We start from the raw sequence: 23,856 nt of genomic DNA on the forward strand, positions 1-23,856 counted from the left end.
GCTGGAGTCCGCCATGTCCCGAGCCACCCTTGCCGCCCTGCTGTCCGTTCTTGCCCTGCCGGCCGCCGCCGCCGAACCGGTGGCGCTGCACTGCGGCAAGCTGTTCGATGCGCGCAGCGGCCGGGTGCTGGGACCGCATACGGTCGTGGTCCGCGATGGCCGCATCGACCAATTGATCAGCGGCGGCCACGCCGATGTCGTCGGATTGGCCGCGGTGGATCTGCGCAACCGCACTTGTCTGCCGGGCTGGACCGATCTGCATGTGCACCTGGGCGGCGAATCCAGCCCGCAGAGCTATTCGGAAGGTTTCCGGCTGGATCCGATCGACTTTGCCTATCGCTCGGTCGGCTATGCCGAAAGGACCCTGCTGGCCGGCTTCACCAGCGTGCGCGATCTGGGCGGCGAGGTCAGTCCGCACCTGCGCGATGCGGTCAACCAGGGCCTGGTGAAGGGACCGCGCATCTTTGCCGCCGGCAAATCCATCGCCACCACCGGCGGCCACGCCGACCCCACCAACGGCTGGAACGACCAGCTTTCGCACCTGATCGGCCCGCCCGGCCCCACCGAGGGCGTGGTCAATTCCGTCGATGAAGCGCGCCAGGCCGTGCGCCAGCGCTACAAGGACGGCAGCGACGTCATCAAGATCACCGCTACCGGCGGCGTGCTGAGCTACGCCAAGTCAGGCGATGCGCCGCAGTTCACCGTCGACGAGGTCAAGGCGATCGTCGATACCGCCAACGATTACGGTTACAAGGTCGCCGCCCACGCGCACGGCACCGAGGGCATGAAGCGCGCCATCCTGGGAGGGGTGACCAGCATCGAACACGGCACCTACATGACCGACGAGGTCATGCGGCTGATGAAGCAGCACGGCACCTGGTACGTGCCGACGATTTCGGCCGGGCGCTTCGTCGCCGAAAAGGCGAAGATCGACGGCTATTTCCCGGAAGTCGTGCGCCCCAAGGCCGCCCGCATCGGCGCGCAGATCCAGGACACCGCCGCCAAGGCCTACCGCAACGGGGTGAAGATCGCCTTCGGCACCGACATGGGCGTGGGCCCGCACGGCGACAACGCGCGCGAGTTCATCTACATGGTCGAGGCCGGCATCCCGGCGGCCACCGCACTGCAATCGGCGACGGTTCTTGCCGCCGAGGTGCTGGGCGTGGACGACCAGGGCGCGATCGAAACCGGCAAGCGCGCCGACATCATCGCCATGCCTGGCGATCCGGTGGCGGACATCAATGCTGTCTTGAATGTCGATTTCGTGATGAAGGACGGCGAAATATTCAGGCAACCCTAGGGGCTGTTGCCGTTTCCCGAGCAGGCCGGGTCAATCAGGCCGCAGCCGCCAGCCCGCCCAGCACAGCCAGGCCAGCCAAAGGCCGAACGCCAACCGCTGGGCCACGCCGGCGGGCAGCAGTTCCACTGCAAACAGCACCACCGCCAGCATTGCCAGCGCCGCCGCCAGGCTGAAACCGGCAAAGGGTCGCCAGTCCGGCCGGCGCCAACCGCTGATGGCCAGCAGCAGCGCACCCGGGATAAACGCCACCCACCACAGCATCCACGCGGTGGCGTGATAGCGGCTGGCCGCGCTGTTGAGATCATCGGCCTCCAGCGGCAGCAGGCCCAACGCGATGAAGCCCAGCGCGGACAGGAAGGCCAGTTGCGTCCCGACCCGGACCGACCAGCCGGCATCGGCAGGCAGACGATGGCGCAGCCCGATTGCAACGGTGCCGGCCAACATGCCCGGCAACACGAACGCCAGCAGGTTGAACGCCAGCGCATGCGGGAATCCCTTCGCACCCAGCAGCGCCACCGGGTGCAGCGACTGCGAATATCCGGCCAGCGCGGCGCCGAAGCCGGCCACCGCAGCCGCACACAGCGCGGTGGCCGCTATCCCCGCATAGGGCAATGCCCGCATCAACCGGTTTTCCATCCAAGCGCATCCGTATTTGGCGACGCGCACGATACCAGAGCGCGCCGTTGGGCCTGTTGGGACGTAACCGCATGCATGAACGTACCTGCTTGAACGGGCTCGCTTGAACCGGACCACCTGAGGCACCATTAAGAGCAGCAACCTTTGAAGAGCAGCCCCATGAGCGATTTGCCCCACGTTTTCGATGCCACCACCGAAACCTTCGAAGCCGAAGTGCTGCAGAAATCGCTGCAGGTGCCGGTGCTGGTGGATTTCTGGGCGACCTGGTGCGGTCCCTGCAAGACGCTGGGCCCGATCCTGGAAAAGCTGGCCGGCGAATACAACGGTGCCTTCCTGCTGGCCAAGGTCGATGTGGACAAGGAACAGCAGATTGCCGCCGCCTTCCAGATCCGTTCGGTGCCGACCGTCTTCCTGGTCAAGGGCGGCCAGTTGGTGGATGGCTTCCCCGGCGCGCTGCCGGAAGGGCAGTTGCGCGAGTTCCTGAAGCAGCACGGCATCGAGCCGGCGCAAGCGGCGGAGCCGGAAGCCATCGAGGCCGCTCCGCTCGACCCGCATGCCGAGGTGCTGGCGCTGCGCAATGCGATCGATGCCGAACCCGACAAGCCGGAACTGAAGCTGGACCTGGCGTTGGCGCTGCTGAAGATCGGCGCCAACGGCGAAGCCGAACAGCTGATCGACGCGTTGCCGGCCAATCTTGCCACCGACGAGCGCAGCCTGCGTGCGCGTGCGCGGCTGGATTTCGCTTCATCGCTGAAGGACGCGCCTGCGGCCGAAGTCCTGCAATCGGCCGTGGACGCGAACCCGGACGATCTGCAGGCACGCCATCTGCTGGGCGTGCACCGGCTGGTGGCCGGGGATTCGCAAGCCGCGCTCGAGCAGTTCCTGGAAATGCTGCGCCGCGACCGCGACTATGGGGACGGACTGCCGAAGAAGACCCTGATCGATGCGTTCCGGGTGATCGAGGACGAGGCCCTGGTCGGCCAGTACCGCCGCAAGATGGCGGCGCTGCTGTTCTGATAGCCTGCCTGGCCCGCGTGCGGGCATCGCCCACCTTTTGTCGTCCTGCATGAAACCTTCCACGCTGCGTCATCTGTTCAATTTCTGGCCGCCATTCCTGTTCAGCGGCGTTCATGTCACCGAAATCGCCGACGACTGGCGCTTTGCGCGGGTCGAGCTGCGCATGCGCCCGTGGAACCGCAACTATGTCGGCACCCATTTCGGCGGCAGCCTGTTCGCGATGACCGATCCGTTCTGGATGATCATGGCCAAGGAGCGCTTGGGCCGCGACTACTACGTCTGGGACAAGACCGGCGAAATCGAATTCGTCAAACCCGCCATGGGCACGGTGCATGCCGAATTCCGCCTGGACGATGTGGTCCTGGACGAAATCCGCGCCGCCGCCGCCAATGGCCAAAAGCACCTGCGCTGGATGCCAGTGGACGTGTTCAATGCGCAGAACGAAGTGGTCGCCAGGGTACGCAAGCAGATCTACGTTCGGCTGAAGCCGGAAGCGCGCGGCAAAGCCCAAGGCTGACCGACTACGGCAGCCGCGACCCCGGCAGCGGCAGCGGCAGACGCAGGCTGGCGCCCGCCGGCCCGTCCGCGATTGGTTTGGCGTAGGCCGCACTCGTCAACTCCGGGCTCCCGGCGTCCATCAGCAACTCGCGGCCTGCGCTGCGCAACGACTGCGGCAAGCCCGAGAGAGCCGTCCGCTCCATGCGTTCGCCAGCATCCTGCCGCCTTAGCCATAGCAACGCGGTAGCCATCCGGAGGCGCGCATTGGCATCCTGCAGACGGCGAGCGTACTCCTGCAAATCCGGTCCACCGATATCGGCCAGAATGCAGCCGGCGAGGTTGCTGACGCAGGCCAGCGACCAGCGCGAAGGCGGCGGCGTGGAATCGTGCAACGGCAGATCGGCGGCCAACTGCGACCGCGCCGCTTCCCCGCAGTACCAGGCAAATCGCGGCGCCATCCGCGCCGCGGTCTTGCCGCTATCGTAGAACATGCGTGCGGCCTTGCTGGTCTCAAGACTTCCATCGGGCTCGATGGCTTCATATGCGCTCAATCCCGCCAGCACATAGCGGCCCTCGCCCAGCATCATCCGGCAGATGTCATCCTGCAGCGCAGTCATCGGCGCGAACGCCTCCCCGCATACGGCCGGCAGAGGATGCTGGCGCGGGAGTTCGGCCAGCATGTCGGCGAACAGGCTTACGTTTCCTTCCAGCATGGCCGAACCGATCATGCTGCCGATCAGGGAGTGGCTGCCGGAAATCAACCGGCGCGCGGTGCCGGTGTCGGCACATACGCCGGCAAGCGCGGCTTCGCGATCGCCGCTGACGAACGTATACGCATGACCGGTCAGCGAGCGCGACAGCGACTGATAGGGCGGAAACGGCATGTCCGGGCGCGGCGGGAACGGATTGCGAAAATGCGCATACGCGGAAAGCTCCGCCGCATTGGCCAGCAGCGCGGCGTGACGCTGCAGCAACGCTGCATACGCCGGCATCGCGTCGCGCACCTGCGCCAGGCAGCCGGTCGCGCGCCAGCGGCACCACTCCGGATCCCCCGCTGCCGCGTTCTCCAGTGCCGGATAGCGCTGCGCTGCGATGCCCGCAAAGTAGACGTTCGATTCCTTGGCGGCGGCACCGGGCAGCGGAATCCGGGAAAAGCGCTCGATATCCTGGCGCAGAATCTGATTGCGCTCGGCCGCCGGTACCCGGTACGGCAGCGACCACAACGCGGCGAATCCATCCGCGCCTTCGGCCGGCGGAGGCGGATTCTGCAGCAGCGCCAACGCTTGGCGCTCTTGGGCGCTGGGACCTCGCAGCCAGGAAACCGCGTACAGCGCCACGGCCGCCACCAGCACGGCGGCCAGCCCGGCGCCGATACCCTTCAGCACTTTTACCATTGCGTCCGTCTCCGCAACACCGTATTCCCCGCGCAGGATCATAACCGGAAGGCTCGCCGCCGCTACAATGCGCGCCATGCCTCCCGACTCCCCGACCTCCCGCGCTTCGCTGCAGAAGCTGTTCCTGACCGGTCTGCTGACCCTGCTGCCGATCTGGCTGACCTGGGTGGTGGTGAAGTTCGTGTTCGTGCTGCTGTCGGACATCAGCAAGCCGTGGGTGGAACCCATTTCGCAGCAGATCGCCGCTTCGTTTCCGCAATCGCTGGGCTGGTTCAACGGCCTGTGGGTGCAGAACACCATCGCGCTGGCGGCAACGCTGGTGTTCATCCTGGCCGTGGGCGCGCTGACCCGGCGCGTGATCGGACAGCGGCTGCTGGGCTGGTTCGAAGCGCTGATGATGCGCATCCCGCTGGCCAGCACCATCTACACCAGCGCGCGCAAGCTGCTGGATATCCTGCAGACCAAGCCCGGCAGCACCCAGCGGGTGGTGCTGGTGGATTTCCCGCACCGGGAAATGAAATCGGTAGGCCTGGTGACCCGGGTCATCCGCGAGGAAGGCAGCGGCCGCGAACTGGCCGCCGTCTACGTGCCGACCACGCCCAACCCGACCTCCGGTTACCTGGAAATCGTGCCGGTGGAACTGCTGACGCCCACCGACTGGACCGTCGACCAGGCGATGAGCTTCATCATTTCCGGCGGCGCGGTGGCGCCGGAGTCGATGCCGTTCACCCGCGCCGGAGACCGCTGAGCGATGGCGCCGGTCCGCACGCTGGACGATCGCGCGGTCAAACTGTTCATCGCCCTGGCGGCGTTCTTCTGCGTCAACACGGTGCTGGCCGAATTCATCGGGGTCAAGATCTTCGCGCTGGAAGACACCCTGGGCATCGCACCGTTGCAGTGGAACCTGTTCGGCCAGACCGGTTCGCTCAGCTTTACCGTCGGCACGCTGCTGTGGCCGTTCGTGTTCATCCTGACCGACACGGTCAACGAGTTCTTCGGCAAGCGCGGCGTGCGCTACATCTCCTGGATCGCGGTGGCGCTGATCGTCTACGGCTTCGTGTTCGCGTTCCTGGCCATCGCCGCCGCACCGGCCGGCTGGTGGGTGACGGCGGCCGCTGACCAGGGCGTGCCGGATTACCAGGCCGCGTTTGCGGCCATCTTCGGCCAGGGCATGTGGTCGATTGCCGGTTCCATCGTCGCCTTCCTGGTCGGCCAGCTGATCGACGTGGTGGTGTTCCACCGCATCCGCGCGGCCACCGGCGAGCGCTGGGTATGGCTGCGCGCCACCGGCTCCACTGCGGTTTCGCAACTGGTGGACAGCTTCATCGTCATCTACATCGCCTTCGTGCTGGGGCCGCAGCAGTGGCCGACCTCGTTGTTCCTGGCCGTCAGCAGCGTCAACTACGCCTACAAGATGCTGGCGGCGGTGGCGATGATTCCGCTGCTGTACCTGATGCGGCACGGCATCCGCCGCTATCTGGGCGAGGCGCGCGAGCGCCAGCTGCGCGCCGAAGCCGCTGCGGATTGATCTCCGCCTGGAGCGGCCCGGCCTTCCGCGGGCTCTTGCTGGCGGATCGCGGTGGAAGCAAAAAAGCCCGCGCCGGGCGGCGCTCCTGCCTGGCACGCCGAGATCTACCGGGGCGTGACGGGATCATGACTTTCGTCGCTGGCCGCTGGCGCCCGGATGGGCCACGCTCGCGGTTTGCCCTTGCCCGGAGTCCGCCCATGAGCCGTCCCCTGCCCGTCCTGCTGACCCTGGCCATTGCCCTGGCGTTGCCCGTGGCCTCGGCCAGCCTGCCTGCCCGCGCCGCCGATGCCGCCTCCACCCAGGCTCCTGCTTCGACCAAGGCGGCGCAGCTCAACCAGCTGTACGCGCAGTACTGGGAGGAATCGCTGGAGCTCAATCCGTTGCGCGCCACCTTCCAGGGCGATCCCCGCTACAACGATCGGTTGCCGAACTTCCTGTCGGCCGACTACCGCCAACAGTCGCACGAGTTCACCGCCGGCTGGCTGGAGAAGATCGAAGCGGTCGGCGCGGACGGACTGGGCGGGCAGGATCTGCTCAGCTACGAGATTTTCGTCGAAAAGGCCAAACGCGAACTGGAAGGCGAGCGGTTCCCCGGCTGGATGCAGCCGGTCAACCAGTTCTACAACATCGCCAGCACGGTGGTGCAGCTGGGCTCGGGCACCGGCGCGCAGCCGTTCAAGACCGTGCAGGACTACGACAACTGGCGCAAGCGCGCCGCGCGGGTGCCGGTGCTGTTCGACCAGGCCATCGCCAACATGCGCGAAGGCATGCAGGCCGGCGTGGTGCAGCCGCGCGCGCTGATGGAAAAGGTGGTGCCGCAGCTGGATGCGCTGATCAAGCCCAAGGCCGACCAGACGCTGTTCTGGGGCCCGGTGAAGAATCTGCCCGACAGCTTCAGCGACGCCGACAAGCAGCGCATCGACAGCGAATACCGCAGCCTGATCGAAAACGAACTGATGCCGGCCTACCGCCGGCTGCGCCAGTTCATCGTCGACGAATACATGCCCAAGACGCGTGCCACGCCGGGCATGGAAGGGCTGCCCGACGGGGCGGCCTGGTATGCCTACAACGCGCGCCAGAGCACGTCCACCGATCTGAGCCCGGCCGAAATCCACCAGCTTGGCCTGGATGAAGTGGCGCGCATCCATGGCTTGATCCATGGGGTGATGAAGGAAGTCGGCTTCACAGGCTCGCTGCAGGAATTCTTCCAGTTCATGCAGAACGACCCGCGCTTCAGTTTCGAAAGCGAGGAGGCGCTGCTGGCCTACTACCGCGGCCTGGAAGACAGGATCAACCAGCGCGTGCCGGAGCTGTTCTCGCTGATTCCGAAAGCGTCTTTCGAAATCCGCCCGGTCGAAGCGTTCCGCGCGCAATCGGCCGCCGGCGGCTCGTACATGCGCCCCAGCGAGGACGGCAGCCGTCCCGGCATCTTCTACGTCAACACCTATGACCTGCCGACCCGCAAGACCTGGGATGCCGAAGATCTGTACCTGCACGAAGCCATTCCAGGCCATCACTTCCAACTGGCGTTGCAGCAGGAACTGACCGGACTACCGATGTTCCGCCGCTTCGGCAGCGAGATCGCGTTCTCGGAGGGCTGGGGCCTGTACGCCGAATCGCTGGGCAAGGACCTGGGCGTCTACACCGATCCGTACAACTACTTCGGCTATCTGCAGAACGAGCTGTGGCGCGCCATCCGGTTGGTGGTCGATACCGGCCTGCACAGCAAGGGCTGGAGCCGCGAGCAGGTGATCGCCTACATGCTGGAAAACTCGGCCGAAAGCCAGACCCAGGCCACCGCCGAAGCCGAACGCTACATGGCCATCCCCGGCCAGGCGCTGGCCTACAAGATCGGCGAATTGAAGATCAAGCAGGTGCGCGCCCGGGCCGAGCGCGAACTGGGACCGAAGTTCGACATCCGCCAGTTCCATGCCGAAGTGCTGAAGGACGGCTCGGTGCCGCTGGATGTGCTGGAAGCCAAGATCGACCGCTGGATTGCCGAGATGCGCGGCGACTGAGGCGGCAGACCCGTTCCTACAGTTTTCCCACAGAACGGGCCGCAGGATGGGCGCCGCCGCCGGGGGCTACTGGCCCCTGGCGGCGTTCCTCCCCCATCCGAGATAAACAGCGATGAAGAGAATCCTGTCCGGCGCACTGGCTGCGCTGTTCGCTTCCGGCGCGATCGCCGCCGAACCGCATCCCCATTGGGGCTACCAGGGCGAAGACGCTCCGGCGCATTGGGCCGAGCTGGATCCGGGTTTCGAAACCTGCGCCCTGGGCCGCACGCAATCGCCCATCGACATCCGCAACGCGCAACGCGCCGATCTGCCCGAGATCGATTTCGACTACCGCGCAGGTCCGGCCGAGGCGGTGAACAACGGCCACACCGTCCAGGTGAACCTGCCGGACGCTGGCGGCATCGACATCGGCGGCGCGCATTACGCGCTGGTGCAGTTCCATTTCCATACGCCCAGCGAAGAGAAGATCGACGGCGAGAGCTTTCCGATGGAAGCGCATTTCGTGCACAAGGATGCCGAAGGGCATCTGGCGGTGGTCGCGGTGATGCTGAAGCAAGGCAGAAAGAACGCGGCTTTGGAAGAAATCTTCGATGCGTTGCCGGCGGCCGAAGGCGGCAGCCTCGCGCTGGAAAACCTGGACCCGTCCACCCTGTTGCCGAACAGGCAGGGCTACTACGCCTACACGGGTTCGCTGACGACGCCGCCTTGCAGCGAAGGCGTGCGCTGGCAGGTGCTCAAGCAGCCGGTCGAAGTGTCGGAAAGCCAGATCGAGGCCTTCCGCAAGCTGTATCCGATGAACGCGCGCCCGGTGCAGCCGTTGAACGGGCGTGAGGTTCGGCAGAGCCGTTCCTGAGTTCCCGATCGCCGGGATTCGAACGATGGTGGCGACCGGAACCGCTTCTGCGGCAAAGGCCGCCCGGTGTCGGGGTATCGCTGTTCAAGGTATCCCGGCGCAAAGCGCCTTCCCTCTGAGCCAGCCGAACGGCCGGTCAGCCGCTCCCCCAGAATAGCGACCCGTTGCGTGCCGAATCGATGATGTCCCGATGCCGGGACTCTATCGGTTGCCTGCAGCCGTTACCCCAGGTCGGCAATGATCCGGCGCGCGGCATTGTGCCCCGGCGCGCCGGTCACGCCGCCGCCGGGATGGGTGCCGGCGCCGCACAGGTACAGTCCGGGAATCGCGCCGCGGTAATCGGCCTGGCCCAGCATCGGACGCGCGCTGAACAGCTGGTTGAGCGACAGCGCGCCATGGAAGATGTCGCCACCGATCAGGCCGAACGTGCGTTCCAGATCCAGCGGACTCAGCGCCTGCCGCGCAATGACCGAATCGGCGAATCCTGGCGCGAAGCGATCCACCGTGGCGATCATCAGCTCGGCGACTTCGTCGCGGTGATCGTCCCAGGATTTCCCGTCCGCCAGCACCGGCGCCACCTGCTGGCAGAACAGGCTGGCCACATGCTTCCCGGCCGGCGCCAGCGAATCGTCCAGCGTCGACGGGATCAGCATCTCGACGATCGGCTGGCGCGACCAGCCGTGTTCGACCGCGTCGCGGTAGGCGCGATCCATGTAGGCCAGGCTGGGCGCCAGGACGATGCCGGCGGTCAGGTGATCGCCCTCGCCCGGCAACGCGCTGAAGCTGGGCAACCGCTCCAGCGCCACATTCATCCGGAACGTGCCCGAACCGCAGCGCCAGTGCGCCATGCGCTCGCGGGTCGGTGCCGGCACGTCGCGCGCGGCCATCAGTTGCTGGTACAGCAGCCTGGGATTGACGTTGGCCACCACCGCGCGCGCGCGCAAGGTTTCGCCGCTCCCGGTCACCACGCCGACCGCGCGTCCCTGCTCCACCAGTACCTCGCGCACGGCCGCGCCGGTACGGATCTCGGCACCGGCCGCGGCCGCCGACCTGGCCATCGCCTGGGTGATGGCGCCCATGCCGCCGATGGCGTGGCCCCATGCGCCCTTGACGCCGTTGACCTCGCCGAACACATGGTGCAGCAGCACGTAGGCCGAGCCCGGGGTATACGGACTGGCATAGTTGCCGACCACCCCGTCGAAGCCGAACAAGGCCTTGATTGGCGCGCTTTCGAACCAGCGGTCCAGGTATTCGGCCGCCGATACCGTGAACAGATCCAGCAATTCCTGGCGCAGCGTTTCGTCCAGCGCATGCAATCGCCGGCCCAGCCGGCCGGCGCGCAGCAGTTCCGGCAGCGCTTTCCACCAGCCGCCATCGGTCAGGTTGGGCGGCGGCTCCAGGGCCAATGCGCGCAGCACATCGGCAATGGCTTCCAGCCGCGCCTCGTAGGCCGGCAGGCGCTCGGCATCGCGCGCGGAGAACTTCGCCACCTGTGCCTGGGTCTGCCCACCGCCGGTCAGCAGGTACCCGCCGTCGGGCAGCGGCAGGAAGTTGTTGCGCCTGCGCTGGACGATACGCAGGCCATGCGCGGGCAGGTCAAGGTCGGCGATGACCCGCGGCTGCAGCAGCGAGACCGTGTAGGAGGCCACCGAGTTGCGGAACCCCGGGTGGAATTCCTCGGTCACGGCGGCGCCGCCGACGATGTGACGGCGTTCAAGCACGGTAACCTTCAGCCCGGCCCGCGCCAGATAGGCCGCGCAGACCAGCCCGTTGTGCCCTCCGCCAATCAGCAGCGCATCGCAAGTTGGGGATTTCGGGGGCATGGCAGCGGCCTGTGGCAAGGGTTTCCAACTGCCCAGTAAAGGCAAATCGCGGAAAAACGCAATCCCCGACAGTAACCGGCCACCCTGGCCCGGCGCTCACCTATAATTGTGACTTACGCAACATTTACGCTGGGGATGGGGGAAACTTGACCAGAAGGACGGCACATTGGCGCAACCGGCACGCGTGGCTGCTGTTGCTGATCCTGCTGCTTTCCTGCGCCCCTGCAACCGCGCAGGATTGGACCTATCGGGTCCGCCCCGGCGACACCCTGTGGGATCTGAGCGGCGAGTACCTGAAACCGGGCATTCCGTGGCAGCGCCTGCAGGCCTACAACAGCGTCGGCAACCCCTACCAGCTGCCGCCCGGATCCACGCTGCGCTTCCCGCTGGCCTGGCTGCAGATGCAGCCGCTGGAAGCGCGCGTGATTGCGGTCCGCGGCGCCGTTGAACTCTACCCGGGCGGAACCGGCGCTGCGGTGGCGGCCAGCCAGGGCATGCGGCTGGGTATCGGCACCCGGCTGGTGACCGCGGCCGATGCATCGTTGACGCTGGAACTGGCCGATGGCTCGCGCCTGCTGCTGCGCGGCGACAGCGAACTGGTGCTGGACCGGATGAGCCGCTACGGCCGCCGCGGCATGGTCGATACCCGCCTGCGCCTGCAACGCGGGCGAATCACCAACGAAGTGAACCCGCGCAAGGGCGCCGCCAGCTTCATCGTCGACACGCCGACGGCTTCTTCGGCGGTGCGCGGTACCGAATTCCGCATGGATGCCGGTAGCGGGCGCACCAGTACCGAAGTGCTGGATGGCCAGGTGGCGGTCAGCGGCGGGCGGCGCAGCGCCCTGCTCCGGCAGGGCTACGGCGCGGTGCTGACCGCCGGCGACGACGGCGCCATCCGGCCGGTCGCGCTGCTGCCGGCGCCGGCACTGCCGGCATTGCCGGCGCTACAGACCCGTACCCGCCCCGAACTGGACTGGCCGGCGGTTGCCGGTGCGGCGCTGTACCGGGTCCAGGTCACCGATCAGCCGGATTTCGAAACCCTGGTCGCCGACTTCAGCACCCCGCAGCCGCGGGCCGTCCTGCCGGTGCTGGCCGATGGCGACTACCGGCTGCGGGTGCGCGCAGTCGATGCGCATGGCCTGGAGGGACGCGACGCCGTCGCCAGCTTCCGGGTCGACGCGCAACCGGAACCTCCTTTCGCGATGGCGCCGGCAGCCGACGCAGTGGTGCGCGAAACGACGCCGACGCTGCGCTGGACGCGCTCGCGCAATGCGCAGTCCTACCGCTACCAGGTGGCCGCCAGCGACGATTTCGCCCATCCCCTGCTCAGCGGCAGCGATATCGCCGAAACCGCAGCCGTATTGCGCGGGCTGGCTCCCGGACGCTACTACTGGCGCGTGGGCAGCACCGATGCGGCCGGCAAACACGGCCCCTACGGCGATCCGATCGGGTTCGTCCTGCAACCGCTGGCCGGCATCGACGACATCGACCGCGACAGCGGGCAGAACGGCCGCGAGACGACGTTCCGCTGGCAGGCGGGCGAGCCCGGCCAGCGCTATCGTTTCCAGCTTTCGCGCTCGCCGGACTTCAAACGCATGCGCATCGACGAGGTGGTGGAACAGGCGCAGATCACCGTGCCCAGGCTGCGCGCGGGCAACTGGTACCTGCGCGTGCAACCCATTGCCGAAGACGGTTACGAAGGTCCTTTCTCGGCCACCCAGGCGGTGGAAGTACCGTGCCGGGTCTGCCAGGCCATCGTCGGCTCCGGCGCGCTTATGCTGTTGCTGACCCTATGAGCACGCCTTCACCAGCCCCCAAACCCCTGGCCCGCGCGCTGATTGGCGTCGGCGCGGCCGCGCTGGTCACGCTGATTACCTTGTTGGGGCTGACCTACCGCCTGGATGCCTGGCTGTACGACACGATGATTGCCGGCGTGGCCCAGCCGGTGGACGAGCGCGTGCTGAATATCGTCATCGACGAGAAGAGCCTGTCCGAAATCGGCCGCTGGCCATGGTCGCGGCGTACCCATGCGCAGATGATCGACCGGCTGCGCGAAACCGGTGTGCGCGGTGTCGCGCTGAACGTGCTGTTGTCAGAACCGGCCCTGTTCGATCCCGAAGGCGACGCCCTGCTGGCGCGCGCACTGACCCGCAGCGGCAACGTCGTGCTGCCGGTGCTGGCCGAGGCCGCCGAATTCAACGGCACCAGCGTGGAACTGATGCCGATTCCCGAATTCGCCGCGTCCGCCGCGGCTTTGGGGCATGTGGACATGGCGCTGGACGCCGACGGCGTGGCGCGCAGCCATTTCCTGCGCGCCGGGCTGGGTTCGCCGCATTGGCCGTCGCTGGCGCTGGCGCTGTACCAGCTGGAACGGGAACGCAGCACGATGGAGCTGCCGGGCCTGCGCAACCCGCGTCTGGAAGCCGTCTCGCCGCAGCAGTGGGTGCGGGATCATCAGGTGCTGGTGCCGTACGCTTCGCCGCCCAACGGTTTTCGCCATGCCTCCTACAGCGACGTGCTGAACGGACGCATTCCCGATGCGTTGTTGCGCGGCCGCTGGGTGCTCATCGGCGTCACCGCCACCGGCATGAGCAACGAGCTGGCGGTGCCCGGCTACTCGCCGCAGTCCGGACTGAGCGGGCTGGACTATCAGGCCAACGCCTTCAACATGCTGTTGCGCAATACCGCCATCGCGCCGATGACGATGGCCGCGCAGGTGTTGCTGTCGATCGCGCTTGTCGTGCTGCCGCTGCTGCTGTGCAGCCTGCCCGGCCTGCGCCGGCTCTGGCGGCCTACGCTGTTGATGATCGGCATCGTGCCGTTGATCTCGTTCCTGCTGCTGGCGTTGGCGCGCTCCTGGTATCCGCCGACGGCGGCGATGCTGGTGCTGGCGCTGGGCGCTTCGGTCTGGATCTACCGCAGGCTGCGCCGCACGCACCGGCAGGCGCAGTCGGATCCGCTGACGGGCCTGGCCAACCGCAGCAAGTTCGACAGCGCGCTGGAACAGGAACTGCGCACCGCGCGCCGCACCGGCCAGCCGCTGTCGCTGCTGGTGCTGGACATCGACCATTTCAAGCAGTTCAACGACAACAGCGGGCACGCCACCGGCGACGCCATCCTGCGCGCGCTGGCGCGGATATTGCGCAGCCGCGCGCGGCGGCCGCGCGATCTGGTCGCACGCCTGGGCGGCGATGAATTCGCGGTATTGCTGCCGGAAACCTCGGCCCAGGCAGCCGCCACCATCGCCACCACCATCCATGTGGATCTGGCCAACCTTTCCGCCCATGCCCCGGACGCCGATGCGCTGCCGCCATTCAGCGCCAGCATCGGCATCCACACCCGCACCGCCGACGACGAACTGGATGCCGAGGAATTGTTCGGACTGGCGGATACGGCGTTGTACCGGGCCAAGCAGGCCGGCCGCAATCGCAGCGTCAGTCACGCCTGAAATCGCAGCTTCTTAGGTCTTCTCCCACTTCCGGGGATCTCGGCTTCGGCGGGAGTCGCCGGCCGTCAGGCTGGGGGCGCTCCGCCCTCCTGACGACGTCGTGTCTTTACGTCGGGCCGCAGGCTCGTTCCGCTTCGCGGCCCGAACCGGCCCGGCGCAGCGCGCCGGCCGTCGCCTTTGGGCAGATGGCAGATCGGGACTTCGGAAGGCCTTTCTTCGAGCGCCGACCAGGTGTCCAGAAGCCGGTGACCAGGGCGGTGCGGGACCGTACGCGGCATGGATGCCGCGGAAGAGCTTACATGGATGTATTTACGGCGTGTCCCGCACTGCCCTGGTCGCCGGATTCCACATAGACGTTCCCCGCACTTGGGAGAAGAACCTTTTTTTTTCAGAAGCCGGCGGCCAAGATGGCCCGCCACCAAAACAACCGGTTCAGACCGTCAACCGCATGCCCGGCCGCGACAGTTGCACCTCGATACCGTCGCGCTCGCCGATCTCGCCGGCCAGCGCTTCGCGCGCCTTGTCTTCGCCATGCACCAGCACCAGCGGCGGGCGCGCCCGGAAACCGCCATACCAGTCCATCAAACCGCGCTGGTCGGTATGCGCCGACAGTCCGCCAACGGTATGCATCTGCGCGTTGACGCGGTAATCGCGGCCGTGGATGCGCACCCAGCGCGCGCCGTCCACCAGCCGCCGTCCCAATGTGCCCTGCGCCTGGTAGCCGACGAACACCACATGCGTGCTGCGCCGCTGCAGGTTGTGCGCCAGGTGATGCAGGATGCGGCCGCCGCTGGCCATGCCGGAACCGGCAATGACGATAGCGCCGTTCTCGATACGGTTGATCGCCATCGACTCGTCGGTGCTTTCGGTGATGTGCAGGTTGGGAAGGTGGAACGGATCCGGCTTCTGCTCCCACACCTTGCGCGCTTCATCGTCGAACAGATCGTGATGGCGCCCGTACACCTGCACCACCTTGGCCGCCATCGGACTGTCCAGGAAAATGCGCCAGCGATCCAGTTGCCATTGATCCCAGTACCTGGTGAACCAGTACAGCAGTTCCTGGCTGCGCCCGACCGCGAACGCGGGAATCAACACATTGCCGCGGTCGCGCCATGCCTGCTCGAAGATATCGCCCAGTTCATGCACGGTGCCTTCGCGATCGCGATGATTGCGATCCCCGTAGGTGGATTCCATCAGCACCAGATCCGCCTCGCTCACGCGCGCCGCATCGCGCAGGATCGGCGTGCCGGGCGGCCCCAGATCGCCGGAGAACACCAGCTTGCGGCCATCGGCCCATAGTTCGACGATGCACGAGCCAAGGATGTGGCCGGCATCGCGCAGGCACAGTTCCACGCCCGGCAGGATCGGCTGGCGCCGGTCGTAGTCCAGCGTCTGGACCAGACGCATGGCAGGCGCCACATCTTCGACGGCGTACAGCGGCACCGCCACCGGTTCGCCGGCGCGGCGCCGGCGGTTGGCGCGGTCGGCATCGGACTCGGCCAGCGACGCGGAGTCCTCCAGCATCACCGGCATCAGATCGGCACCGGCACGATGGATGAAGATGGGGCCGCGGAAACCGCGCTTGACCAGCAGCGGTACCCGGCCGATGTGATCGATATGGGCGTGGCTGAGAACCAGCGCGTCCAGCGATTCTGGTGCGAACGGGAAATCGTCGAAATTGCGCCGCTCCTGTTCGCGGCTGCCCTGGATCATTCCGCAATCCAGCAGGATGCGCCGTCCGGCCGCAATCACCAGATGCATCGACCCGGTAACCTCGCCGGCAGCGCCGTGGAACTCGACTTCCATCTTCCTCTCCTCAGGGCTGACCGCCGCAGTATGCCTGCGCCGATGCGGGCCGGCCATGATATGGATCAGGGCTTTAGAGCGTGTTATGGCCTTTGGGGTGAGTGCGAAGGCTGCTGTCGCGGAGTCAGGCAAGGCGCGCGCCGCCGGTCAGGCTGGTGGCCTGGCCAAGGCGTGCAACGCGGCATGGCGCCGCGACAGCAGCCTTCCCGAAGGGTTGCGCACCAGCGCCGCCGCAGCCGCGTTGCCCGGCTTGCCTTGGGCACCACCCAAGGACCGCGCCGGCCGCCTTGCTGCAACGGCGCTGGCGCGCAACGCATCTCATCCCAAAGGTCATAACACGCTCTAGCCCGGCAGCATGACCTTCGACACCCCTATTCCCACGGCCCGAAGCGTAAAGTCCGCCCACGCCTTTGAAGCCCGCACGGGCCGGAGTTGAACGTGATCTTCCGCACCCCCCCTAGATTCCAGCAAGAAATTCTCCTGCTGACGCTTGCCGTTTCCGCCGCGCTTGCCGGCTGCTCCAAATCCGACCAGGCCGCACAGCCCGGCGCCGGCGATACCGCCGCACCGGCACTGACCCTGGACGAGAGCAAGCTGCCCGGCGTCAACCGCTTTGCGCTGGACGACCTGGATGCCAGCAAGAACGCCTGTACCGACTTTGCCGGTTATGCCAACAGCAAGTGGCTGGCCGCCAACAGCATTCCCAGCGACCGCACCAGTTGGGGCGCTTTCGAAATGCTGGCCGAACGCTCCACCGCCATCCAGCGCCAACTGGTCGAGCAGGCGGCCGCGCACCCCGGCGCCACCGGGGTGGAAAAGATCGTCGGCGATCTCTGGGCCACCGGCATGGATGAAACCAAGATCAACAGCCAGGGCATTGAACCGATCCGGCCGATGCTGACCGCCATCGACGGCCTGCAGGACAAGGACGCCATCGCCGACTATCTGCGCGACACCGCCGCCAGGGGCCAGAACTTCCTGTTCGGATTCGGCTCGATGCCGGACTTCTCCAACCCGGACGTCAACACCGCCATCGCCGCCCAGGGCGGACTGGGCCTGCCGGACACCAAGTTCTATTTCGACGAAGGCAAGAAGGACATCCGCGACGCTTACGTGGCGCATATCGCCAAGGTGCTGGAGCTGTCCGGCGTCGCCGCCGAAGACGCCGCCAAGCAGGCCGCCGGCGTGATGGCCTTCGAAACCCGCCTGGCCGGCGCCTCCAAGTCGCGCGAGGAGTTCTCGCGCGATGTCGGCCTGTACAACAACATGCTGACCCTGGCCGAAGCCGATGCGCTGACGCCCAACTTCGCCTGGACGCGGTTCTTCGAATCGCAGGGCGTGACCGCGCCGGAGAAGTTCTCGCTGTCGGTGCCTAGCTTCCACCAGGAAGTCAGCAAGATGCTGGCCGATACCGACGCCGCCGTCTGGCGCAGCTATTTGCGTTTCCACACCATCGACGGCGCCTCGCCGTACCTGAGCGACGACTTCGCCAACGAGAACTTCAACTTCTACGCCAAGACCCTGCGCGGGCAGAAGGAAATCAAGCCGCGCTGGAAGCGCGTGCTGGAAACCGTGGAAGGCCAGGCCGGCGAAGCGCTGGGGCAGATGTACGTCAAGGTCGCGTTCTCGCCCGAATCCAAGGCCAAGATGGAAACCCTGGTCGACAACCTGGGCACCGCGCTGAAGGCGCGCATCGAAAACCTGGAATGGATGAGCGATGAGACCAAGCAGAAGGCGCTGGTCAAGCAGGCCGCCTTCACCACCAAGATCGGCTACCCGGACAAGTGGCGCGAATGGACCGGGCTCTCGACCGGCCGCGACAGCTACATCGGCAATGTGCTGGCCGCGCAGGAATTCAACTACAAGTGGGACCTGGGCAAGATCGGCCAGCCGGTCGACAAGACCGAATGGGGCATGCCGCCGCAGATGGTCAACGCCTACTACAACCCGCTGCAGAACGAGATCGTGTTCCCGGCCGCCATCCTGCAGCCGCCGTTCTTCGATCCTGAAGCCACCGACGAGATGAACTACGGCGGCATCGGCGCGGTGATCGGCCACGAGATGACCCACGGTTACGACGATCAGGGCAGCCGCTTCGGGCCTACCGGCAAATTTGAAAACTGGTGGAGCGATGCCGACGCGGCAGGCTTCAAGTCGCGCACCGGCAAGCTGGTGGCGCAGTTCGACGGCTACCGCACCGACGACGGCCAGCAGATCAACGGCAACCACACCCTGGGCGAGAACATCGCCGACCTGGGCGGCCTGGCCACCGCCTACGACGCGATGAAGAAGGCCACCGAAGGCACGCCGGATCCGATGACCGACGGGCTGACCCGCGACCAGCGCTTTTTCCTCAACTGGGCCACCGTGTGGCGCCGCAACTTCACCCCGGAAGAACTGAAGAACCGCATCGCCACCGACGAGCACGCGCCGGCGCAGTTCCGTGCCATCGGTGCCCCGTCCAACCTGCCCGCCTTCGCCGCCGCGTTCAGCTGCAAGGCCGGCGAACCGATGGTGCGCGCCGGCGACAATCAGGTCGTGATCTGGTAACCCGTTGTTGTTCCCGTCGCAGCAAAGGCCCGGCATGTCCGGGCCTTTGCTGTTTTGGCTGCCGGAAGTTCAGGTCTAGCGCGCACCGGAGGCAGCGCATAGGCGTGGGGTAAAGACCAGCCGCGCCGTTCTGGCCGACGCAGGCGGTCAATCAGGAACCGGCCGGATCGCAGGGTGTCCGTTCCCTGCCGCTTTGCGCGTGAAGATCCGATGCCAGTGCAGTGCGCAGGGGGCCACACCAAGGCCTGTCGATGCCGTGGACAGATTGCCCGTCCCCAACGTGCCGGCAGGCTCTGGCCAGGTTGCAACCCTTCCTTTCCAAGGAGTCCTGCCATGAAACCGCCGCTCGTCGCCGTCCTGGCGACCGCACTATGCCTGTCGCTGACCGCCTGCCCATCGCAGCAGCCTGCCGCCAGCACGGCCGACATTCCACAACCACGCCAGGACGCGCCTGCCGCCATCGCCGAGCCGCTGGTGGATCTGGAGCAACTGGCGCAGCGGCTGGTCGCCAATGCCGCGGTCAAGGAAGGCGATACGGTGATGATCAGCGGTCGCGGCCAGGATGCCGTGCTGATGGAAAACATCGCGGTGCAGGTCCGCCGCAAGGGCGCCTTCCCGCTGGTCGCCTACAGCAGCGACCGCCTGAGCAAGCGGTTGTTCTTCGACGTGCCGGAACAGTACGACACGCAGCCGGACGCCTTGGGGCTGGCGTTGGCCAAGGTATTCGATGTCGGCATCACGCTCAACAACGGCACCAGCGAAAATCTGTTCGAGGATGCCGATCCGGGCCGGGTCGCCGCACGCAGCCAGGCCGGCGAAGCGGTCAGCCAGGCCTTCTTCAACAACAACGTACGGATGCTGGAAGTCGGCAACGGGCTCTACCCCACCGCCTGGCGCGCCCAGCGCATGGGCATGCCGGAAGCCGAACTGGCAAGGATGTTCTGGGACGGCGTGAATCTGGACTACAGCGAACTGCAGGCGCGCGGCGCGCAGGTAAAGGCGGCGCTGGCGGCCGGCAACGAGCTGCACATCACCCATCCCAACGGCACCGACTTCAAGGTCAAAGTGAAAGGGCGGCCGGTGATGGTCAGCGACGGCATCCTCTCGGAGGACGACATCAAGCAGGGCGGCGCGGCCGTTGCGGTCTATCTGCCGGCCGGCGAGGTATACACCACCCCGGTGCCGGGCAGCGGCAACGGCCGCATCGTCAGCACCCGCGACTACTTCCGCGGTCAGGCCATCGACAATCTCACCGTGGGCGTGGCCGACGGCAAGGTGACTTCGCTGACCGGTTCCGGCCCTGGATTTGCCGGTATGAAGGCCGAGTACGACGCCGTTGCCGACGAACGCAAGAACCTGTTCGGATTCGTCGACCTGGGCATCAATCCCAACATCAGACTGCCGGCCGGCAGCCTGGTCGGCAACTGGGTGCCCGCCGGTGCCGTCACCGTCGGCGCCGGCAGCAATGTCTGGGCCGGCGGCGACAATTCGGTTGCCTACGGCCTGACGCTGTTCCTGCCCGGCAGCACGGTCACGCTGGACGGCAAGACCATCGTCGAAAATGGCGTCCTCAAGCTATAGCCAGCAAGCTGTCGACCACGGCCCGGACCGGAAAAATCAGGCCGCAAGTCACACTCTGCGCCTGTTCGGTCCGCAGCGTAAAAACAGCCTGGGCCGGCCCCTGGCTGTTTTTGCGCAGGCCGTTCATTGCGGCGCGCGTGCGCTTGCTAGAATCCGGGCTCTTCAACGCTCCGGAACCCGCTGATGCCGTCTCTGCGTAATGCGCTTGGCAAACCCGCCCTTCTTTCCCTGGCCCTGGCCGTCGTCCTGATCGCTCCGGACGCCGTCGCGCAGAAGAAGCGCGCCGCGCGCGCGCCGGCGGTGACGCCGGAATGCAGCGACTTCTACAGCGCCACCAACGCCGACTGGCTGAAGGCGCATCCGGCCATCGCCAGCGGCGCCTCGGTCTCGGTGCTGGGCGAGTTGCGCGAGCGTACGCTGCAACAACAGCGGGATCTGCTGGACGCGGCGATGCGCGCGCCGCAGGGCAATGTGCAGAAGCTGCTGGGCGACTTCTGGGCCAGCGGCCTGGATGAAGCGGCGGTGGAAGCCGACGGCGCCAACCCGATCGCCCCGCTACTGGGCCGCATCAATGCCATCAAGCGCGCCAAGGACGTCGCCCCGGCGATCGCCGCGCTGCACCAGGTCGGCATCCCGGTGGTCTTCAACTTCAGCCCCGATGTCGATCTGCAGCACCTGGACCGCCACATCGGCTATTTCATGCAGGGCGGACTGGGACTGTCCGACCCGGCCTACTACACCAGCGCCGACGCCGAAGCGCGCGACCTGCTTGGCCGCTACCGCGGCTACGTCAAGCAGATCCTCGCCCTGACCGGCACCGCGCAGGACAAGCTGGATGCCGAGTCGCAGCTGGTCATCGATCTGGAAACCCGGCTGGCGCAGGTGTCCAAGCCGCTGGCCGATCTGCGCAGCCCGTTCGCCAACTACGCCCCGGTCGCGACCAAGGACCTGGGCAAGCAATACCGCAACCTGCAGCTGGATGCGTTCCTGAAAGCGCAGGGCGTCAGCGACGACACCGTGTCGATGGCCGACCCGGCGCTGTTCAAGCAGGCCGACAGCCTGATTGCCGGACTCAAGCCGGAACAATGGAAGGCCTATCTGCGCTGGCGCGTCGGCGACGCGATGGCGCCCTACCTGGCGCGCCCCTTCCGCGATGCCGAGTTCGAATTCCGCGGCCGGGTGCTGCGCGGCCAGACCGCGCCGGCGCCGCGCTGGCAGCAGGTGCTGGATGCGATCAACCTGGCGGCCGGGCCCATGCTGGGCCGCGAATACGCGGCGCGTTTCGTGCCTGAGGAGCACAAGCGCCGCGCCGAGCAGATCGCCCAGCAAACCCGCGACGCGCTGGGCCGCGGCATCGAGCGCAACGCCTGGATGAGCGCCACGGCCAAGGCCGAAGCCAAGGCCAAGCTGGAAAAGCTGAAGATCGAAGTCAGCACCCCGCGCCGCGACCTGGATTACAGCGTGCAGCCGATGGGCCGCGGCAGTTTCGGCGGCAACATGCTGATCGCCTCGACCTGGCGCCATCGCGAGGAAATGAAGCGCATCGGCAAGGGCAACGCCGACCGCCGCTGGGATGTGCTGCCGCAGCAGCCTGCGCTGGCCTACGACATCGCCCAGAACCGCCTGATCGTCACCGCCGCCGTGTTGCAGAACGAAGTCTTCGACGCCCGCCAACCGGCGGCGGTCCAGTACGGTTCGTTCGGCGCCCTGGTCGGCCACGAACTCAGCCGCGGTTTCGACAACAAGGGCCGCATGGTCGATGCCAAGGGCGAGCTGCGCGACTGGTGGACCGGCGAAGACATGCGCGCCTGGGAAACGCTGGGCGCCCGCGTGGCGGCCCAATACGACGCTTACGCCTACCCCGAACTGGGCCCGGTCAAGGTCAACGGCAAGCTGACCCAGGACCAGAACATGGCCGACCTGTCCGGCGTGGAACTGGCCTGGGAAGCGTTTGCCACCGCCGACCCGCAGGCCGCAGCCACCGGCAGGCAGGATTTCTACAAGGCCTGGGCGCGCCTGTGGGCGCAACGCCTGTCCAAGACCGATGCCGCGCAGCGGGTCAGCACCGATTCGCATGCGCCTGGGCAATGGCGCGCCAACGGTCCGCTGGTCAACCTGCCCGCGTTTGCCGAGGCATTCAGCTGCAAACCGGGCCAGCCGATGCAGCTCAAGGAAACCGATCAGGTCAAACTCTGGCGCTGAGTTTGGGCCTGGCAAGAAAAAACGGCGCGGTTGTCCGCGCCGTTTTTTTTGGTTCTTCTCTCAAGTGAGGGAGGGTGGCGACCCAGGCAGACGGCTTGTGTGCGTGCTTCGGAAGCAGGCGTCGTCCCGACCGGGGCATGCTCCCCGGCTCGGTCAGCCATCCCTGGCTGACTCGCCGCCGCAAGCCATCCCTGGCCTGCTGTCCGCATACCCCGGTCGGGACGCCACATTGGCGATTCATTGTTGCCGCTTCCATTGCCCGTCACCGAAGCGCCGACGGCCACGTCAGGCGGAGCCGTGTCCTGGTGGCCGGAGGCTGCGCAGAGCGCGCCATGGATGGCGCGCGCCCGAGTCAGGGCAGGAGCCCTGACCGAGGGAAAAGCGGCTCCCGGCCGCCGGGATACGGCGCCCCTCCGAAGCACGCACGAGCGACCCGGTAATGCCTCCCCTCACATTTTTACTTGACCACCCGCATCCGCGGCGGCCCGCGCCGCTTGCCGCCGAACGGCGGCTGGCCGCGCCAGTAGCGGATCAGCAACCAGCCGAACAGCATGCCGCCCAGGTGGGCGAAATGCCCCACGCCCGGCTGCCAGCCGGTCACGCCGAACAGCAACGCCATCGCACCGTAGATGATGACCAGCGTACGCGCGCGAATTTCCACCGGAATCGGGAAGATGATCATGCGCTGATTGGGAAACAGCATGCCGTAGCCCAGCAGCAGTCCGAACACGCCGCCGGAAGCGCCCAGCGACGAATACACCATGCCGCCGCCGGAAAGGATCCACGACGTCACCAGCAACTGGCACAGATTGGCGCCGACCAGGCAGACCAGGTAATAGGTCAGAAAGCGCTTCTCGCCCCAGGTCGCCTCCAGCGGCGAGCCGAAGATCCACAGCGCCAGCATGTTGAACAGCAGATGGCTGAAGTTGCCATGCATGAAGCCGCTGGTCAGCAACTGCCACGGCATGAACGAATATCCTGCCGCGTCATAGCCGGAGAAATTCAGCGGCCACAACGCGAACGGTTCGGTCACCGCCGGCGCCAGGAACATCTGCAGCAGGAACACCGCGACATTGGCGATCAGCAGCGCCTGGGTCACCGGGAGGAGTCTTGGAAACATGGGGTCAGTCCGCTTCGGTAGACCGATAGGATAACCAGAGCGAATGAATAGGGGCAGGAACGAGGAGTGAGGAGTGAGGCGC

The 23,856-nt window shown here is 66.6% G+C and carries 17 protein-coding genes; 12 read left to right on the forward strand and 5 right to left on the reverse strand.

The genetic code is table 11. The features are described 5' to 3' along the window. Positions 1–13 precede the first annotated feature (13 nt). The gene (locus tag CRO39_RS09510) at positions 14–1,300 is read left to right on the forward strand and encodes a metal-dependent hydrolase family protein (protein WP_176520186.1); all 1,287 of its coding nucleotides are present in this window, start codon (positions 14–16) and stop codon (positions 1,298–1,300) included. 30 nt (positions 1,301–1,330) lie between these two features. Here the strand turns inward: CRO39_RS09510 and CRO39_RS09515 are convergent, their stop codons facing one another. After that, positions 1,331–1,936, reverse strand: a complete 606-nt coding sequence (locus CRO39_RS09515) for a DUF998 domain-containing protein (RefSeq protein WP_238394596.1) — start codon at positions 1,934–1,936, stop codon at positions 1,331–1,333. Between the two features lie 159 nt (positions 1,937–2,095). On the opposite strand from CRO39_RS09515, the gene trxA reads away from it, so the two are divergent. Beyond that, positions 2,096–2,953 (forward strand): thioredoxin, encoded by an 858-nt coding sequence (trxA, locus tag CRO39_RS09520; RefSeq protein WP_097121680.1) that lies wholly within the window; start codon positions 2,096–2,098, stop codon positions 2,951–2,953. A gap of 49 nt (positions 2,954–3,002) precedes the next feature. Then, entirely contained in the window at positions 3,003–3,470 is a 468-nt protein-coding gene (locus CRO39_RS09525; protein ID WP_097121681.1) for a DUF4442 domain-containing protein, read from the forward strand. 4 nt (positions 3,471–3,474) lie between these two features. Here CRO39_RS09525 and CRO39_RS09530 read toward each other — a convergent pair whose 3' ends face one another. Continuing rightward, positions 3,475–4,845, reverse strand: coding sequence for a hypothetical protein (locus tag CRO39_RS09530; RefSeq protein ID WP_141400762.1), 1,371 nt, complete (start codon positions 4,843–4,845; stop codon positions 3,475–3,477). A 76-nt stretch (positions 4,846–4,921) separates the two neighbouring features. Between CRO39_RS09530 and CRO39_RS09535 the strand changes: the two genes are divergently transcribed. The 4 genes from CRO39_RS09535 to CRO39_RS09550 all read left to right on the forward strand — a co-directional run bounded on the left by CRO39_RS09535 (position 4,922) and on the right by CRO39_RS09550 (position 9,244). Next, positions 4,922–5,593, forward strand: a complete 672-nt coding sequence (locus CRO39_RS09535) for a DUF502 domain-containing protein (RefSeq protein ID WP_097121683.1) — start codon at positions 4,922–4,924, stop codon at positions 5,591–5,593. 3 nt (positions 5,594–5,596) lie between these two features. Beyond that, positions 5,597–6,373, forward strand: a complete 777-nt coding sequence (locus tag CRO39_RS09540; protein ID WP_097121684.1) for a queuosine precursor transporter — start codon at positions 5,597–5,599, stop codon at positions 6,371–6,373. A gap of 197 nt (positions 6,374–6,570) precedes the next feature. Then, entirely contained in the window at positions 6,571–8,391 is a 1,821-nt protein-coding gene (locus CRO39_RS09545) for a DUF885 domain-containing protein (protein WP_097121685.1), read from the forward strand. 112 nt (positions 8,392–8,503) lie between these two features. Continuing rightward, positions 8,504–9,244, forward strand: coding sequence for a carbonic anhydrase (locus CRO39_RS09550; protein WP_097121686.1), 741 nt, complete (start codon positions 8,504–8,506; stop codon positions 9,242–9,244). A gap of 221 nt (positions 9,245–9,465) precedes the next feature. Here the strand turns inward: CRO39_RS09550 and CRO39_RS09555 are convergent, their stop codons facing one another. Beyond that, positions 9,466–11,067 carry a phytoene desaturase family protein gene (locus CRO39_RS09555; RefSeq protein WP_097121687.1) on the reverse strand — a complete coding sequence of 534 codons (1,602 nt, stop codon included), beginning with the start codon at positions 11,065–11,067 and terminating at the stop codon, positions 9,466–9,468. 146 nt (positions 11,068–11,213) lie between these two features. Here CRO39_RS09555 and CRO39_RS09560 point away from each other — a divergent pair, with 146 nt between their 5' ends. Beyond that, complete coding sequence (locus CRO39_RS09560) at positions 11,214–12,863, forward strand: FecR domain-containing protein (RefSeq protein WP_176520188.1); 1,650 nt, start codon at positions 11,214–11,216, stop codon at positions 12,861–12,863. Beyond that, positions 12,860–14,515 (forward strand): CHASE2 domain-containing protein, encoded by a 1,656-nt coding sequence (locus CRO39_RS09565; RefSeq protein ID WP_097121689.1) that lies wholly within the window; start codon positions 12,860–12,862, stop codon positions 14,513–14,515. The genes CRO39_RS09560 and CRO39_RS09565 overlap by 4 nt, the downstream gene beginning before the upstream one ends. Positions 14,516–14,947: 432 nt before the next feature. Here CRO39_RS09565 and CRO39_RS09570 read toward each other — a convergent pair whose 3' ends face one another. Further along, positions 14,948–16,321 (reverse strand): MBL fold metallo-hydrolase RNA specificity domain-containing protein, encoded by a 1,374-nt coding sequence (locus CRO39_RS09570; RefSeq protein WP_097121690.1) that lies wholly within the window; start codon positions 16,319–16,321, stop codon positions 14,948–14,950. A gap of 441 nt (positions 16,322–16,762) precedes the next feature. Here CRO39_RS09570 and CRO39_RS09575 point away from each other — a divergent pair, with 441 nt between their 5' ends. From CRO39_RS09575 to CRO39_RS09585, 3 genes are all read left to right on the forward strand, one after another. Beyond that, complete coding sequence (locus CRO39_RS09575; protein WP_425479686.1) at positions 16,763–18,871, forward strand: M13 family metallopeptidase; 2,109 nt, start codon at positions 16,763–16,765, stop codon at positions 18,869–18,871. 333 nt (positions 18,872–19,204) lie between these two features. Beyond that, the gene (locus tag CRO39_RS09580) at positions 19,205–20,452 is read left to right on the forward strand and encodes an aminopeptidase (protein WP_162125777.1); all 1,248 of its coding nucleotides are present in this window, start codon (positions 19,205–19,207) and stop codon (positions 20,450–20,452) included. Between the two features lie 183 nt (positions 20,453–20,635). Beyond that, complete coding sequence (locus tag CRO39_RS09585) at positions 20,636–22,654, forward strand: M13 family metallopeptidase (protein ID WP_097121692.1); 2,019 nt, start codon at positions 20,636–20,638, stop codon at positions 22,652–22,654. A gap of 457 nt (positions 22,655–23,111) precedes the next feature. Here CRO39_RS09585 and CRO39_RS09590 read toward each other — a convergent pair whose 3' ends face one another. Continuing rightward, positions 23,112–23,774 (reverse strand): rhomboid family intramembrane serine protease, encoded by a 663-nt coding sequence (locus CRO39_RS09590; protein ID WP_097121693.1) that lies wholly within the window; start codon positions 23,772–23,774, stop codon positions 23,112–23,114. Between the last annotated feature and the right edge of the window lie 82 nt (positions 23,775–23,856).

Origin of the sequence: Pseudoxanthomonas wuyuanensis (genome assembly GCF_900215535.1) — a bacterium.
Lineage (GTDB): Bacteria > Pseudomonadota > Gammaproteobacteria > Xanthomonadales > Xanthomonadaceae > Pseudoxanthomonas_A > Pseudoxanthomonas_A wuyuanensis.